The sequence below is a fragment of the Aquiflexum gelatinilyticum genome (assembly GCF_024813435.1).
GTDB classification, from domain to species: domain Bacteria; phylum Bacteroidota; class Bacteroidia; order Cytophagales; family Cyclobacteriaceae; genus Cognataquiflexum; species Cognataquiflexum gelatinilyticum.
On sequence record NZ_JANAEZ010000003.1, the window covers coordinates 204,397 to 221,412 of the forward strand.

Genomic DNA, 17,016 nt, shown 5'->3' on the forward strand with positions numbered 1-17,016 from the left:
AGCATATGTGCGGAATCTTTGGTCTATTCATCAATCCTGAATCTGATTTTTCTGAGAGCGATATCAGGAAACTGACTTCCAAACTTGCCCTATTGAGCGAGTCAAGGGGAAAAGATTCCTCAGGAATGGCATTTGTCAACCAAGAAAGCAGGCAAATCGAGGTGACCAAAGGAGATGTCAGAATCAGAAAATTGATTTCGACCAAGCCATTCCAAACCTCCCTTTCAAATTCATTGAAGAGATACAGGAGCCTTCATGGCTCTTTTTCGGTTTTTGGCCATGCGAGATTGGTCACCAACGGGTCACAGTTGCAGGAGGAAAACAACCAACCTGTCATCAAAGATGGCAATCTTCTCATCCACAACGGTATCATTGTCAATACTGATTCACTTTGGGAAAAGTACAAGGAATTGAAGCGGGAATTTAAAATCGATTCGGAGATTATCCTCGCTCTTTTGCACCAAGCCATTTTGCAAAACCCAAATGATTTGGGGTTGGCCATCAGAAATTCCCTTTCCCAATTGGAAGGCACTTATTCCATTATGGCTTTTATACCGCAGATTGGGAAATACATTTTAGCCACCAATACCGGATCCCTGTATTGCCTTACTGACAGCAAAAAATTCCTGATTTTTGGTTCAGAAGCATATTACCTGGAGAATTTGGTAAAATACCTGCCTTCAAAAATATCAGAATCAGCCAAGCTAGCAATTACGAAAATCAATCCCGGTGAAGTATTGCTTTTTAGCATACCTGATTTGGAATTAGAAAAGCTTGATTTTGGTAAAGAACCAAAAAGGAAGATCAAATCTGAAGAAAATCTTCCTTACATGGTCACCGTATCAACGGTCAAAAACCCTGATTTTGGAAAGGAAATCGTCATCGAGCCGGAGCTAAATTTCAATAGAAATAGGGAAAGGCACCTGTTTGGATTATTGGAAAATCAGTCTGAAAAGATCGAAAAGATAAAAAGGTGTAGCAGGTGTGTCTTGCCCGAAACGTTTCCTTTCATAGATTTTGATCAGGCGGGAGTTTGCAATTACTGCAGAAACCACAAACCCAAGCCCAAAGCAAATAATCAGGAATACTTGCGACAGCTTCTTGAGCCCTATAAAAGCAATTCTTCTAAACCTGATTGCATTGTTCCTTTTAGTGGAGGGAGAGACAGTACTTTTGCCTTGCATATGGTCAAAAAAGAGCTTGGAATGAATCCCATTGCATTTACTTATGATTGGGGGATGGTCACCGATCTGGCAAGAAGAAACATTTCAAGGGTTTGTGGGAAGCTCGGGGTGGAAAATATTGTGGTGGCGGCGGACATACATTGGAAGCGGCAAAACATCAAAAAAAACATTGAGGCTTGGCTGCGCAAACCTGCCTTGGGAATGATTCCTCTTTTCATGGCCGGTGACAAATACTTCTTTTATTATACAGACAGGCTCAAAAAGCTAACAGGTATCAACCTCAATATCTGGGGAGTCAATCACCTGGAAAATACTGATTTCAAGGTGGGTTTTGCAGGATTGAAACCGGAGTTTGAAAAACAGCGAATATTTTCCCTTTCTGCCATCAACCAATTGAAGCTTTTTGGGTTTGTTGGAAAGGAAGTTCTTTCAAATCCTACATATCTCAATCAATCTGTTTTGGATAGTCTTGGCTCTTTTGCGGTAAGGTATTTGGCCCCCAAAAAGGACTATATTCAATTATTTGATTACTATCCTTGGGATGAAAATGAGATAAACAATCTGATTTTGTCAGAATATGATTGGGAAAAATCCCCCGATACCAATTCCACTTGGAGGATAGGGGATGGTACGGCGGGTTTTTATAATTATATCTACCATACTGTTGCGGGTTTTTCGGAGGTCGATACTTTCAGGTCAAACCAAATACGGGAAGGAATGATCACAAGAGAAGATGCATTGAAACTTGTCTATGAAGAGAATAAGCCTAGATTCGAAACTATCCGTTGGTATCTTGAGATAGTAGGCATTGATTTTCAGGAAGCAATCCAAAAAATCAATAGCATTCCAAAGCTATTTTGAGTGAATTATCAATAAATTGCGAATTGATTGACCTATTAATTTGTCAATTCTTTTCTGGTCAAAAAGAGTATTTTAAGTCAAATGAGTTTCAACGCATATCCGGATTCAGAAATTTTACCGCAATCGAAATTCCTTTCGGAAAGAAAGGAGCTTTTTGAACTTCCAATTAAAGCCAGGTATTTTATCCAAAAACATGTTGAGAAATCGGATTCCAATATCCTATATCTTAATGATCCTATTGCACTTTTTTCGGTCAATTCCTCCACATTCTCATGTCTGGTGAGTCAATTAAGGCTGAATGATTATCCATATTGTGACCAATTTTTGTCAGCAGCCAATCAATCACTTTCAATTGGAGGTTTGTTGATAGGATCTGTGGAGACATATACCAACAGGAAAATTCAGATAAAGTCAAAGTACCCTGCTTTTCTTGGCAATTTAGCGTACAATTGGGATTCCGTTCTCCATCGGTTTATCCCGAAAATGCCAATTACTGGTAGAATTTACCGAATGGCGTACAAGGGAAAAAGTAATTTGATGTCTGAGGTGGAGGCATTGGGTCGGATATATGCATCCGGTTTTGAAATGATCGATCAGCAAGAAATAGGAGATAGGTTATATTTTGTAGCAAAAAAAATAATCAATCCATCCAAAAATGCCCATCCTACATTTTGGCCTATCGTCAGACTTAAAAGGATTGGAATAGGAGGGAAGGAGTTTGCTGTGTACAAACTGAGGACAATGTATCCTTATTCTGAATACCTTCAGGATATGGTTTACCAAAAGAACAACCTTTCGGAAGGAGGAAAATTCAAGGATGATTTCAGGATTTCAAGCTTAGGGAGGTTTTTACGAAAATTCTGGTTAGACGAAATCCCAATGGTTTGGAACCTAATTAAGGGAGAAATAAAAATCGTTGGAGTCAGGCCATTGAGCAAGCAATACTTTAACCTTTACAATGGCGAGTTAAAGGAAAAAAGGATCCAGTTTAAACCCGGGTTGATTCCTCCTTATTATGCTGATATGCCAAATACTTTGGAGGAAATCATGGAGTCCGAAATGCGGTATCTGGAGGCATATTCCAAATCGCCGGTATATACCGACCTCAGCTATTTTTTCAAGATTTTGAAAAACATTCTTTTCAAAGGAGCTAGGAGTAGGTAGGCAGTATTCAATAGGCAGTCGCGGTGGTCAGTATCCAGTGAAATCAGTCACAGTAAGAAAGTTGGCAGAAGAGGGTTTTAGGGGAAGTGATCAGTGTTTGTAGCCAAGTTGGTACCAATCTTTCAATCTTTTCTTAATCTTAAAACTTTTGAACTTCCCCAACTTTCTAATTTTTCAGCTTTACAATCTTTTTAGACCGGTTCCACCAGAATCTCAAAATCATCAAAAAATGCCTCCCCTTTTGTCCCCGGCATCATAACTGCAAAGGGTAAAATAAATATTGTCTTTCTGGTAAAATTGGGGAGTCTCAATTCCAAAACATGGTTCTCTAATTTCCCATTTACCGGATTAGGTTCTGTGGTTAAGGTGTGAGATTCATTTGTAGTAGCTCCAGTTGTACCGATCTTGGTATCGTAAACTCTCATGGCGATAGCTACTCCGGGCCCTTCAAGGTTTTCAGCGTTGACTTTTGTTCGCAAAATTACCGTGGCACCTTCAGGAATATTGGGTACTTCTAACTCTTTATAAATGTAACCATTATTTTGGCCTGTACCTGAAGATGAAATCCCCAAATACGTGGTGCTGAATGAATTTGGATGAATTCCTCTTGAAACTTGATATCTACCATTGTCATTAGAAAATCTCCACATAGGGTCAGCCAAATCGTTTTTGAAAAAAACTGGATTTTCTGCAAAATTTTGCCCGAAATCAATGCACTTTTCATTGGCTGCTAACCTGTCAAAAAGTTCGTCTAAATAATATTCTCTGAGTTCAGGTTCATTTTCCTTATAGATAAAGAATTGATTGAAGTCATCAGTCATCATTGACAATGGTTTGCCATTACACATCAGGGCATTATCATGTAATAAACCTAGAAATGCATGCCCCATCTCATGGAAAAAAAGATTTTCTCTTTCAATATCTGTTTTTTTGGCCCAATCACAATGGCCGGGAGATTTTGAAATTTGTATGGTTCTTTTACCGGAAACAGGGTGTTTAATTATTCCAAGTCCACAATATTCAGATCCATCCGGCATCGTAAGTTTATCCACATAGACAAGGTCTAAATTGGAAAAATCAAAATTATAGCCTCTAAGTTTGGCTTCTGCTTCAAATTTGTCTAGAAAAATTTTTAGATCGGGAAACTCTTCTTTGGTTATTTCAGGGACATTATCCTCAGACTGATTACAGGTCTGAAAGCCTAATAGTACTACCAAAATTAAAACGAGTTTGAAAGAATATCTCATGGCTAACGGGTTTTATGGTAAATAATACTATGTCGTACGGTCAAGTTTGAATTAGAGTTTTAAAAATAGCTTTTATGGAATTAAAAAAAATCCAGTAACCCAAATTTTATTTGGATGACGGGATTTTTTTTGACTTTGAAGCTTTAAAACAAATGTTAGGACAATTTCGCCAGCGATTCTTCCAAAGCTTTGATTTTAGATTCGGCATCTGCGAGTTTTTTCCTTTCCATCTCGATCACCTGTGGTGGTGCGCCGGCGACAAATCGCTCATTGCTGAGTTTTTTGAGTACGGAACTCTGAAAGCCTTTGGTGTATTCCAATTCTTTCAGGATGTTTTCCCTTTCTTTCTCCACATCCAATTTATCTCCCATTGGGATAAAACACTCATCGGCCTTCACCACAAAACTCATGGCATTGTCCACTTTTTCACCAAAAGAAAGCTCGGATAAGTTTGCCAATTTTTTCAATACGGCTTCGAAATTCCTGTAAATCTCTCCTTGCTTGGTATTGACGGTAAGGGAAAAAGCTTCTTTTGGAGAAATTCCCTTTGAAGCCCTGGTATTTCGGATTTGGGAAACTACCTCAAAAATCTGAGATGCTTCGGCAATGATTTTGAAATCAAAGCTTTTCGGTTTTGGCCAAGCGGCGATGATAAGGGCCTCTTCTTTTTTCCGATCCTTGATTTGATGCCAAAGTTCCTCGGTTAGGAATGGCATGAAAGGATGGAGAATTTTGAGAATATCTTCAAAGAAAACGATCGTCTTATCAAAAGTCTTTTGGTCAATTGGCTGCTGGTAAGCAGGTTTGATCATCTCCAAGTACCAAGAACAGAAGTCATCCCAAACCAGTTTATAAGTAGCCATCAGTGCATCTGAAATCCTGAACTTCTGGAAGTGTTCCTCGATTTCAGTCAAACCTTCATTGAACCTGTTTTCAAACCAAATTATAGCTGCCTCATTTTCATTTCCATCAAGATTGGGATCAATTTCCCATCCCTGTACCAATCTGTAAGCATTCCATATTTTATTGGAAAAATTCCTACCCTGTTCCACCAGTTTTTCATCAAAAGGCAGGTCATTTCCTGCAGGAGAGCTAAACAGCATTCCTGACCGTACTCCATCAGCGCCAAAGGTTTTGATCAATTCGAGTGGATCCGGGGAATTCCCTAGAGACTTTGACATTTTCCTACCGAGTTTGTCCCGCACGATTCCGGTCAGGTAGACATTACTGAAAGGTTTTTCTCCCGTGTATTCATATCCCGCAATGATCATACGTGCTACCCAAAAGAATAAAATTTCTGGGGCAGTTACCAAGTCATTGGTTGGGTAGTAGTATTTCAGGTCTTCATTTTTCTCGCCTGTGGAAAATATATCAGTATCGAAAACCGAAATCGGCCAAAGCCAAGAGGAAAACCATGTGTCCAAAACGTCCTCATCTTGCTTCAGGTCTTCCAAAGAATAAGAGCTCTTGAATTTTTCATTTGCCAATTTTAGTGCTTCCTCTTTTGTTTTGGCAACGACATATTCCCCATTAGGAAGGTAAAAAGCAGGGATCTGATGTCCCCACCAGAGTTGGCGTGAGATACACCAATCCCGGACATTTTCCATCCAGGACCGGTACATATTTTTGAATTTGGGAGGATGGAGTTGTATAATGTCATCCATCACCGAACTGAGGGCAGGTTTGGTGATATCTTCCATTCTCAAAAACCATTGTAGGGAGAGCTTTGGCTCCACCACAGCATTGGTTCTTTCTGAGTGACCTACATTAGACTTATAGTCCTCGATTTTATCCAATTGAGCCGCTTCATCGAGAAGTTTGGCCATTTTTTTTCTTGCGATAAACCTATCTTCTCCGATGAGAATCTGCGCTTTTTCATTCAAAGTCCCATCGTCATTCAGGATATCTATGACGGGTAGTTTGTGTTTGATCCCTAATTCATAATCATTGATATCATGGGCCGGAGTGACTTTCAGGCAGCCTGTACCAAATTCCATATCAACATAGTCATCCTCGATGATTGGGATAGTTCGGTTGATAATTGGGATGATGGCTTTTTTTCCTTTTAGGTGTGAGAATCGTGCATCATTAGGATTGATGCAGATAGCCACATCGGCCATGATGGTTTCGGGTCGGGTAGTGGCGATGGTCAGGAATTGATCTTCGGATCCTTCGATTTTGTAATTGATATAATAAAGCTTCGAGGCAATTTCTTTCATGATTACCTCATCATCAGAAAGGGCGGTTTTGCCCTGTGGATCCCAATTGACCATGCGGATGCCCCGGTAGATTTTTCCTTTTTTGTGCAGGTCCACAAAAACCGAAATCACAGCATCACTAAGGTCGGCATCCATGGTGAATTTGGTTCGGTCCCAATCGCAGGAAGCTCCCAATTTCTTCAGTTGTTCTAGGATGATACCGCCATATTTTTCTTTCCACTCCATGGCATACCTGAGGAATTCCTCCCTAGAGATGTTTTTTTTGTCAATGCCTCTTTCTTTGAGCATGGCTACGACTTTGGCTTCCGTAGCGATGGAAGCATGGTCAGTCCCGGGAACCCAACAGGCGTTTTTGCCTTCCATGCGGGCTTTTCGGATCAATACATCCTGAATCGTATTGTTGAGCATGTGTCCCATGTGCAGCACTCCGGTGACGTTTGGCGGAGGGATGACAATGGTATATGGCTCTTTGCTGTGGTCTACTTTGGAGGAGAAAAATTTGTTTTCCATCCAATAGGCATACCATTTTGACTCGGTTGCTTCAGGACTGTATTTGGTAGCTAATGACATAATTGATTTTGAGCTTAAAACTTCAAGGCGCAAAATTAAGAGAATTTCTCTATGTCAGTCATGAAATCCGGATAAAGACACTTTGTAGGAATCAAAAAAAATAGGGCAATTTTCGAAAAAAGAATCCAAAACAGCCGGATTGAATCTTTGGCTGTTTTGGATTGAATTTAAATTGAATGGTTATTTATGCCTAAATGGCAATAATTACCATTCAACTGTAACATTTTTAGTTTGCCCATCTGAGTCAATTGAGGAACTTCCTTTTTTCCAACAGGAATTAGGGAAAGTAAACGAAACGTTTGGATAAAATTCCCATTCTATTTTATAAAGCCTAGATCCATCCGCGGAGGCTGGAGTGTTGTTATAAAGGGATTCCCAATATGTGCCTTTTGAGTCGGATTTTCCGGAACCTGAAGGAATACCAATCGATGTTGTTTTAAACTGTTTAGTTTGCGGGCTATACCAATATCCCTTTAGAGTTCCACGGAATCCTGTGATGCCTGTTGAATTGGCACATGCGCCTTTTGGAGCGTATACCCTGAGTCTAAAGTTCCCTGTTGGAGGAGGGGTAGAAGGGTTCACATTCGAGGAACCTCCGCAGGAATAGGTGCTTACTTTGGTGTAAAGGACATCTTCATGGGAATTTGAAGCCTGAGAGGGTACCCGGACAATGAGTTCAGTGCTGCTTTTAAATATCAGCGGAAAAACAATTGTATTGTTGCTGACAACAAAAGTCATCGAAGGTGTGGATGAATTGAATGTCCCAACTGTTTCTGTTCCGTTTGTACATACTTTAGCTGTCGAGCCTCCGAGGGAAACGAGAGTATTTGTTCCATCAGACCTTTTCCAATAGCTAGTACCGGCCGGGGCGGCAGTTCCACTTCCACTACCTCCAGAATTTCCTGAGTTGAACACGCCATATTTGTCCCCAAAATAGCTTGTAGATCCTGGTGATTCTTTCCCATTAGGGCTATAGTAAATCCCTAATTCGTCAATAGTATAGCCAAGGTCTTTGCAGCGTTGGCCTTCACTAGAATGAGTTTCATAAGATCCCCAATTTTTATAACCGAAAGTTTGACCTGGGAAAGTATTTCCTTCAGTACAATAACAATACGGTTTCCCATCACCATTGAAATCTTGGTGATATACTTCTGTAGTTTCCCACAGTAATTCGTCTGATTCTTCTTGGCAACCAAAAGCAAAAAATGCTGCAACCAAAAAGATTAAAATAGGTTGAATTTTCATTATAAATTAAATAGTTAAGGGTGATTAATAAGGTCAAATATATTACTGGAATTCGAAAAAGTAAACCTTAAGACCCAGTACTTTATATTTTAATTATTTTGTAATGTATTATAAATCAGTTGTATATAAATAAAAATGTTAGTTTTATCATAAAAAATGCGATTGGTTCATTAAAATCATCATTTGGAGAAAAAATAAAAAAAAGGGCAAAATCTTGTAATAATTTTTTCCTAAATTCTTTTCAAAACAAAAAAACCGGAGAATTATCCCCGGTTTTATGATCACTTTTAAAGCTATGAAATTTTATTTTTTGATGACTGAAAAGTCAAAAGTCTCCAAAAATTTGGTGGTATAATTACCATTTCGGAATTCAAAATCATCCAACAAGGCGATATGGAAAGGTATAGTGGTCTTGATGCCATCAATGACAAATTCTTCCAATGCCCTTTTCATTCTGACGATTACCTCTTCTCTTGATTGGCCGCTTACGATAAGCTTTGCAATCATGGAGTCATAATTTGGCGGAATAACATACCCTGCATAGACGTGGCTATCCACCCTGACACCTCTTCCTCCTGGCATGTGAAGGTTCAATATTTTACCGGGACTAGGTCTAAAACCATTGGCTGGATCTTCAGCGTTGATCCGGCACTCCATGGCATAAAGCTTAGGAAAGTAATTTTTACCGGAAATTTTCTCACCTGCTGCAACTTTGATTTGTTCTTTGATCAAGTCAAAATCAGTTACTTCTTCAGTTATGGGATGCTCTACCTGAATTCGGGTATTCATTTCCATGAAATAGAAGTTGCGGTGCTTATCCACCAAAAACTCCACAGTACCGGCACCTTCATAGGCGATGGCTTCGGCACCTTTGACAGCAGCTTTTCCCATGGCTTCCCTGAGTTCGTCTGTCATGAAAGGAGAGGGAGTTTCCTCTACTAATTTTTGGTGTCTTCTTTGGATTGAACAATCCCTCTCGGACAAATGGCACGCTTTTCCTGTGCTGTCGCCTACAATTTGGATTTCGATATGTCTTGGTTCCTCTACGTATTTTTCGAGGTATAGCGCATCATTTCCAAAAGCAGCACCTGATTCCTGACGTGCATCATCCCATGATTTTTTGAATTCTCCTTCATTTCGAACTATCCTCATTCCGCGTCCACCGCCGCCGGCGGTTGCTTTAAGGATGACAGGATAACCCATTTCTTTGGCAATTTTAATTCCTTGCTCTATCGAATCCAATAATCCTTCAGAACCAGGTATTGTTGGTACGCCAGCTTCTTTCATGGTAGCTTTGGCTGTAGCCTTGTCTCCCATTTTATTGATCATTTCAGGGCTTGCTCCGATAAATTTGATTCCATACTCTTCACAGATTCTGGAAAATTCAGCATTTTCAGATAGGAAACCATATCCCGGGTGAATGGCGTCAGCATTTGTGATTTCCGCAGCGGCGATGATTCTGGGAATATTGAGGTAAGATTCCCTACTTGGAGGAGGACCTATGCAAACAGCTTCGTCTGCAAAGCGAACATGAAGGCTGTCTTTATCAGCTGTAGAATATACAGCGACGGTTTTGATGCCCATCTCCTTGCAGGTTCTGATTACCCTAAGGGCAATTTCTCCTCGGTTGGCTATTAATATTTTTTTAAACACAATTAATTCAGGTTAGTGAAACAAAAATCATCCCGCAGGATCAACTAGGAAAAGTGGCTGGTCGTATTCAACCGGGGTGGCGTTATCCACCAAGATTTTTACAATCTTTCCCGAAACTTCAGATTCGATTTCATTGAAAAGTTTCATGGCTTCGATAATGCATACAGTCTGACCCGAAGACACTGAATCACCCACGGATACAAATGGATCTGCATCAGGATTGGATGTACGGTAGAAAGTTCCGATCATCGGTGATTTTATCTCAATCAAACGGGAAGTGTCTTCCTTGACAGGAGCAGCTATAGGTGCCGCGGCTGGTGCTGAAGACATAGGGGCAGGGTGTGCTACCTGAGCGGGAGCAGCAGGAGCAGCCTCAAACTTTACAGCAGGAGCTTCAGAATATTTTTTGATAGAAAGTTTAAACTCTTCTGTTTCAATTTTCACCTCGGCTAAGCCGGAATTTGAAATAAAATCTATTAAATCCTGGATTTCTTTTGCTTTCATGATATGTCTTTTTGTTAAAACCCGCTTCTTTTTCGGGTTAATGGTTGATGTTGTATAAAAACAAAGAAGCTATGTAATTTAGGTAAATCACATAGCTTATTAAAATTATTTTACTCTTTCGGAATAAGAGCCGTCTCTAGTATCTACTTTGATCATGATGTCTTGTTCAACAAACAAGGGAACCATCACCACAGCGCCTGTTTCCAAAGTTGCAGGCTTGGAAGCATTTGTCGCAGTATCTCCTTTGATGCCCGGTTCTGTATAGGTAATCATCAACTCTACAAAAGGAGGGAGTTCCACCGAAATAGGTGTCTCTGTTTCTGCATGTACCAAAATGTCTACAGTCTGGCCTTCTTTGAGAAGCTTTGGTCTTTCGATGAGTTTTTCTTGAATGGAGATTTGCTCGAAAGTTTCGGTATCCATGAAATTATAACCCAAGTCATCTTGGTAGATAAACTGATGTGGTCTTTTTTCAACCCTTGCAGTGGTTACTTTTTCACCTGCTGTATAGGTTTTGTCCAAAACTTTTCCTGAAGTAAGGCTTTTCAGTTTGGTTCTGACGAAAGCTCCTCCTTTTCCTGGTTTGACATGTTGAAAATCCACAATTGTGTAGATGTCATTATTCATCTCCAGACACAATCCGGTTTTGAAATCTGCGGTACTTGCCATTATTATATTTTGGTTTTTTTGTTATTCGTTATTTTGGGTCATATCCCCATTTCAGGTAAATAGAACCCCACGTAAATCCGCCTCCAAACGCGGCCAAGATGATGTTATCACCTTTTTTTAGTCTGGATTCATAATCCCATAAACACAATGGAAGTGTTCCTGCGGTTGTATTTCCGTATTTTTCAATATTGAGCATTACTTTATCGGGACCGATACCCATTCTGTTGGCTGTGGCATCGATGATTCGCTTATTTGCCTGATGTGGTACTAGCCATGAGACATCCTCCGCTGTGAGGCTATTTCGTTCCATGATTTCCGCACTGACTTCTGCCATGTTGGTAACGGCAAATTTGAATACTGAAGCACCTTCTTGGAATGCATAATGCTCTCGGGCTGCGACAGTCTCCATGGTAGCAGGCTTACGGCTACCTCCGGCTTTCATATGAAGATATGGTGCCCCGGAACCATCGGAGTGTAGGAGTGAATCCATGACACCGACGTCTTCCGTTGTTGGTTCTAATAGGACAGCACCTCCACCGTCACCGAATATGATGCAGGTTGCACGGTCTTGATAATCTATGATGGAAGACATTTTATCTGCACCAATGATGATTACCTTCTTATGCATACCTGTTTCGATAAACTGGCTTCCAATAGTCAATGCATATAAAAATCCCGAACAGGCTGCCGATATATCAAAACTATAACTGTTTACAGCACCCACTCCGTCCGCTATGATATTGGCAGTAGCAGGGAAAGGCATATCAGGTGTGACCGTGGCACATATTATCAGGTCTATGTCTTCTGGATTGGTGTTGGTTTTTTTTAAAAGTCCTTTGACAGCGTTGATACCGATGACAGAAGTTCCCTTGTCCTCACCTTTGAGTATCCTTCTTTCTTTGATCCCTGTCCTTGTGACTATCCATTCATCATTGGTATCCACCATGGTTTCCAATTCACGGTTGGTCAAGATATAATCAGGTACCCAACCTTGGACCCCCGTAATGACTGCTCTGGTTTTTTTCATTCAAATTTTGTTTGAGGCCCTAATGTAGGAGGAATAATCCTAATATATCAGGCTTTGATGTGGTAATGGAATTTGACCTTGAGGAGATTTTCAGATTTCCATTCAAGGCGACAAAATTATCTAAAATGTGCTTTTCCACCAAAGGTTTTTGGTTTTAGAATAGCAGCATTGACAAATAGACCCTTTGGGGCTTTTCAAAACGGATTTTCTTGAAAATAAAAATCCATCCCGAACAGCTCCGGGATGGATTTTATCAAATGGAAATTTCTATGATAATTATGCAAGAACTTCTTTCTCCATGATAACCTGTCCTTTGTAGTACAGTTTGCCATCAAGCCAAAACGCTCTGTGAGGTAAATGAAATTCGCCTGTGGTAGGGCATTGTGCAAGACCTGGAGCTGTCAACTTATAGTGAGTTCTTCTTTTGTCTCTTCTGGTTTTCGAAATTTTTCGTTTAGGATGTGCCATCTCTATACTATTTTAGATTATTCTTTTTTCTTTAATTTATTTAATATTTCCCATCTGGGATCTGCCGGTTTTTCTTCTTGAATTTCTTCATCTGAATTACCGGATTCTATTTCATCATCTTCATCAGAAAGATAAATTAAACTTCCTTCCTCATCGAAATCATCCTCATCTGTTTCATCCATGTAATCAGGATGGATTTTTTTGGCAGGAATAGCCAAAAGGATGAATTCATAAATCAGTTGGGCGACGTTGATACTCGGAGTATCTTTGGTAATCATGAAGACGTCTTCACTGATTTCCTGCACCATCGGACCATATTTGTAAATGACTTTTTCGGTCAATTCCAAAGGATGGTCAAATTCCTCCAAGCTCCTGTCACAAGTCAATCCCACTGTGCCATTGATGACAAAATCCACTTCCATGACGGAAACAGTTTTATTCACATTGATCGAAACAGTGATGTTGGCTCCGTTGACCCAATCTTCAGCTTCATTATACTTGAAGAACTCATCATTGACTTCAAAAGTAAAAGAATGCTTTCCATCCTTTAATTTGATGATATCAATATCGTAGTTTCTTAAGAATTTCACGAACCTCCTGCTATTTCAAGACCGCAAATTTAGGAAAATGCTTTAGAAAAATAAAATTTGGTGTAAAATTATTTTGGCAAGCATGAAAGATAAAGGATGAAGGATGGTTTTTCTATGCTTTTGTTTCAAGTTTTATCTTACAAATCATTCTTTTTCAAACTATTACAATTCTCCTTCTTCCTCCCAGTTTCCATTGTGTCTGATGATATCATAGGCCTGTAAAATTGCTGCCCTCATGGAACCCTCATCAGCAACATTTTTTCCTGCAATATTGTAAGCTGTGCCGTGGTCTGGTGATGTTCGGATTACAGGAAGACCAGCCGTAAAATTCACCCCTGTTTCAAATGCCTGTGATTTGAACGGTATAAGGCCTTGATCGTGATACATGGCTAGAATTCCATCAAATTTCTTTTGGTGCATCATTCCAAAAAAACCATCTGCTGAATATGGGCCAAAAACCAAATGACCCTTGTCTTTGTATTCTTTAATTAGAGGCTTGATAATGTTTTCTTCCTCATCACCCAAGAGACCTTCTTCTCCTGCATGTGGATTAAGACCCAATACGGCAATTTTTGGCTTTGCTATTCCGAAGTCATCCTTTAGGGACTTCATCATGATATTAAGCTTGGATTTTATTTTTTCGGGAGTGACGTTCTTGGATACATCCTTTAGGGGAATATGTCCGGTCACCAAACCTACCCGAATCCCTTCGGCTACCAAAAACATAAGGCTGTCTTTACTTCCAAAAGCTTCAGTCAAATATTCAGTATGTCCAACAAACTTCTTTTCGGGACTGTTGATGTTGTTTTTATTCAAAGGTGCAGTGACCAAAGCCTCAATTTTATTGTCCTTTAGGTCTTTAATGGCATGGTCAAGGGCTGCAAGTGCAAGTTTTCCAGCTTCGTTGGTTTCCATTCCGGGTAATACCTCAGGACTTTCCTCTAAGACATTGATGACATTGATTTTTTTGTGGTGGACTTCATCAATGCTTTTTATCTGCATAAAGTTAAAATCCTCTATACCGAGATGTTTTCTGTAAAAAGTAAGCGCTTTGCCATGGGCATAAATCACGGGAGTGACCAGTTTGATCAGTCTGTTGTCTAAAAGTGCTTTGATAGTGACTTCAGCACCTACCCCGTTAATGTCTCCGATACTGATGCCAATGACCGGTTTGTTTTTTCTTTGGTTCATTAAAATTTATCGACTACTGATGGTTATTGATTTAGATTTATTGTGTTCAAAACTCCGGGATTTCCTTTTTTTGGAGAAAATGAATACTTCCAAAGTGAGAAAAAGCACCGCAATGCCTTTTTAAATAATAGTAGGGCTTTGTGATAATTCTCTTATTTTTGACACGCAATTTAAATAAAATAATTAGAGTATACCGCATGGAAAAGGTCAAACCCAAAAAACACCTTGGACAGCATTTCCTGATAGATTTGGGAATTGCCGAGAATATTGCCAAGGCCATTACGGGTCATGGAGCCATCACCAAAGTCCTTGAGATTGGACCTGGAATGGGGGTGCTGACTGATTTCCTTTTAAAGGAGAAATGGGACCTTTACCTTGTCGACATCGACAGGGAATCGATCAAATACCTAAGAGAGAAGTATCCTGATCTTGGTGAAAAGATCATTGAAGCTGATTTTTTGAGAAAGGATTTTGCGTCACTTATGCGGGACCCTTATGCTATTATCGGGAACTTTCCATATAACATTTCCTCACAGATACTTTTCAATGTATTGGACCAAAGAAATCAAGTGACAGAGGTAGTTTGTATGTTGCAAAAAGAAGTGGCCCAAAGGATAGCTTCTCCAAAAGGAAACAAAGATTATGGGATTTTATCCGTTTTGTTGCAGGCGTTTTATGATATTGAATATTTGTTTTCGGTACCTCCCGGGGTATTCAATCCTCCACCAAGAGTAAATTCAGGGGTGATCAGATTGAAAAGAAATCAGGTGAACAAATTGGAGTGTGATGAAAAACTGTTTTTCAGGGTCGTGAAGCAAGGTTTTGGAACAAGGAGAAAGACATTGAGAAATTGTCTAAAATCTTTAGGCATTTCTGAGGAACTTAGCAAAGATCCCATCATGGACAAAAGGGCAGAGCAGTTGGATGTGCAGGAATTTATCGGTTTAACGCTTAAAATACAGGAATCTTGGAACCAATAAAATCATTTGAACTTTCCAAAGAATATCTGGAAAGCCTTCAGGACAGTATTGAAATCCAAAACAACAGTTTCATCATTGAGTCCTTTGAAGGGGCTAATGTAGCGGATATCGCTTCCTTATTGGACGAACTCAATATGGATGAGGCGATCTATGTTTTGAGGTTGCTTCCGGCAACTACTGCAGCTGATATTTTGATAGAGTTGGATGAAGATTCTTTGATTCAGGTAATCCGAGAATTGGAAACTACCGAATTGGCAGGTTTGATCGATCAGATGGAATCTGATGATGCCGCCGATATCCTGATCCTGATGCCCACCAAAGACAGGGAAGATGTCATCAGTCACCTGCAAGAAAAAGAGAAGTCGGCCAATATCCTAGATCTCCTCCGATATGATGAGGATTCAGCAGGGGGTCTGATGGCCAAAGAATTTATCAGGGCAAACAAAAACTGGAATGTAGTCCAGACTATAGAAGAAATCAGAAGGCAGGCTGAAAAAGTAGAGAAAATCTATTCCATTTATGTGGTGGACAACAGGCAACATCTTTTGGGTAGGGTTTCGCTTAAAAAGATCATCCTTGCTTCTTCAGATACCAAAATTTCTGATATCTATGAGCCGGAATTGATTTCCATCCCTACCCATATGGAGGGTGAGGAAGTTGCCGAGATCATGAGAAAATATGACCTTGAATCGGTTCCTGTGGTAAATGCAAAAAACCGGCTCGTCGGCAGGATTACAGTGGATGATATTTTGGATTTGATAAGAGAGCAATCTGAAGAGGACATCCAGGCTATGACAGGTATCTCGGCAGATGTGGAGGAATCGGATTCCATCTTTAGGATTTCTAAAGCACGTTTGCCATGGCTGTTGATCGGGGTTATCGGAGGATTAATGGGAGCAAAGATCATCGGGTTTTTTGAAGTCGGCCTCAGCAAATATATTGCATTGGCTTCCTTTATCCCCTTGGTGGCGGCTACGGGAGGAAATGTCGGTATCCAGTCTTCCTCATTGGTCGTGCAGTCTTTGGCATCCAAATCTGTTTTTGATGATACTCCATGGCAGCGTTTTATCAAAGGATTGTTGATTGCTTTAGTCAATGGCGTTGTTTTGGCTACTTTTGTATTTTTGGTTGTTGTTTTCATATATGGTTTTGAAAGTATTTTTGGATTTACGATCGGCCTGGCAATGTTTTGTGTTGTTTTGCTTTCGTCTTTTATGGGGACCGTCACTCCTTTGGTTTTGGATAGGTTTGGAATCAATCCGGCCATTGCTTCTGGTCCATTTATCACTACTGCCAATGACCTCTTAGGTCTATCGGTTTATTTTGGTGTGGCGATGCTTTTGTTAAAGTTATAAACGGATTTTGGTCATGAATTTCAAGGTTTTTACAAATTTTCTTGACACAATTTCGCTGAATAAATAATTTCGTCCGTACCCAAAATAAC

At 40.0% G+C, this 17,016-nt stretch carries 14 protein-coding genes; 4 read left to right on the forward strand and 10 right to left on the reverse strand.

Features of this window, described 5'->3' with window-relative positions; genetic code table 11:
• Window positions 1-5 precede the first annotated feature (5 nt).
• Together NK987_RS08830 and NK987_RS08835 are read left to right on the forward strand one after the other, a co-directional pair.
• On the forward strand, window positions 6-2,045 hold the full coding sequence (locus NK987_RS08830) for a hypothetical protein (RefSeq protein WP_259263550.1): 2,040 nt from the start codon (window positions 6-8) through the stop codon (window positions 2,043-2,045).
• 81 nt (window positions 2,046-2,126) lie between these two features.
• Entirely contained in the window at window positions 2,127-3,209 is a 1,083-nt protein-coding gene (locus NK987_RS08835) for a sugar transferase (RefSeq protein ID WP_259263551.1), read from the forward strand.
• A gap of 191 nt (window positions 3,210-3,400) precedes the next feature.
• Here NK987_RS08835 and NK987_RS08840 read toward each other — a convergent pair whose 3' ends face one another.
• From NK987_RS08840 to pdxA, 10 genes are all read right to left on the reverse strand, one after another.
• Window positions 3,401-4,456, reverse strand: coding sequence for a hypothetical protein (locus NK987_RS08840; protein WP_259263552.1), 1,056 nt, complete (start codon window positions 4,454-4,456; stop codon window positions 3,401-3,403).
• 155 nt (window positions 4,457-4,611) lie between these two features.
• Window positions 4,612-7,245 (reverse strand): valine--tRNA ligase, encoded by a 2,634-nt coding sequence (locus NK987_RS08845; RefSeq protein ID WP_259263553.1) that lies wholly within the window; start codon window positions 7,243-7,245, stop codon window positions 4,612-4,614.
• Window positions 7,246-7,449: 204 nt separating this feature from the next.
• A complete protein-coding gene (locus NK987_RS08850; protein WP_259263554.1) occupies window positions 7,450-8,490 on the reverse strand; it encodes a hypothetical protein in 1,041 nt (346 codons plus the stop codon).
• Between the two features lie 303 nt (window positions 8,491-8,793).
• The gene (gene accC / locus NK987_RS08855; RefSeq protein WP_258422659.1) at window positions 8,794-10,143 is read right to left on the reverse strand and encodes an acetyl-CoA carboxylase biotin carboxylase subunit; all 1,350 of its coding nucleotides are present in this window, start codon (window positions 10,141-10,143) and stop codon (window positions 8,794-8,796) included.
• A 27-nt stretch (window positions 10,144-10,170) separates the two neighbouring features.
• Window positions 10,171-10,647: an acetyl-CoA carboxylase biotin carboxyl carrier protein gene (accB, locus tag NK987_RS08860; RefSeq protein WP_259263555.1), complete on the reverse strand. Its 477-nt coding sequence runs from the start codon at window positions 10,645-10,647 to the stop codon at window positions 10,171-10,173.
• A 105-nt stretch (window positions 10,648-10,752) separates the two neighbouring features.
• Window positions 10,753-11,316: an elongation factor P gene (gene efp, locus NK987_RS08865; RefSeq protein ID WP_258422661.1), complete on the reverse strand. Its 564-nt coding sequence runs from the start codon at window positions 11,314-11,316 to the stop codon at window positions 10,753-10,755.
• A 28-nt stretch (window positions 11,317-11,344) separates the two neighbouring features.
• Window positions 11,345-12,343, reverse strand: a complete 999-nt coding sequence (locus tag NK987_RS08870) for a beta-ketoacyl-ACP synthase III (RefSeq protein ID WP_259263556.1) — start codon at window positions 12,341-12,343, stop codon at window positions 11,345-11,347.
• Window positions 12,344-12,619: 276 nt separating this feature from the next.
• Window positions 12,620-12,811 carry a 50S ribosomal protein L32 gene (gene rpmF / locus NK987_RS08875; RefSeq protein WP_113922858.1) on the reverse strand — a complete coding sequence of 64 codons (192 nt, stop codon included), beginning with the start codon at window positions 12,809-12,811 and terminating at the stop codon, window positions 12,620-12,622.
• A 17-nt stretch (window positions 12,812-12,828) separates the two neighbouring features.
• Window positions 12,829-13,401, reverse strand: coding sequence for a YceD family protein (locus tag NK987_RS08880; RefSeq protein ID WP_258422663.1), 573 nt, complete (start codon window positions 13,399-13,401; stop codon window positions 12,829-12,831).
• A gap of 162 nt (window positions 13,402-13,563) precedes the next feature.
• Entirely contained in the window at window positions 13,564-14,592 is a 1,029-nt protein-coding gene (gene pdxA, locus NK987_RS08885; RefSeq protein ID WP_259263557.1) for a 4-hydroxythreonine-4-phosphate dehydrogenase PdxA, read from the reverse strand.
• A 197-nt stretch (window positions 14,593-14,789) separates the two neighbouring features.
• Here pdxA and rsmA point away from each other — a divergent pair, with 197 nt between their 5' ends.
• A complete protein-coding gene (gene rsmA, locus NK987_RS08890; RefSeq protein ID WP_258422665.1) occupies window positions 14,790-15,572 on the forward strand; it encodes a 16S rRNA (adenine(1518)-N(6)/adenine(1519)-N(6))-dimethyltransferase RsmA in 783 nt (260 codons plus the stop codon).
• Window positions 15,560-16,927 carry a magnesium transporter gene (gene mgtE / locus NK987_RS08895; protein ID WP_258422666.1) on the forward strand — a complete coding sequence of 456 codons (1,368 nt, stop codon included), beginning with the start codon at window positions 15,560-15,562 and terminating at the stop codon, window positions 16,925-16,927. The genes rsmA and mgtE overlap by 13 nt, the downstream gene beginning before the upstream one ends.
• The last annotated feature ends 89 nt before the right edge of the window (window positions 16,928-17,016 follow it).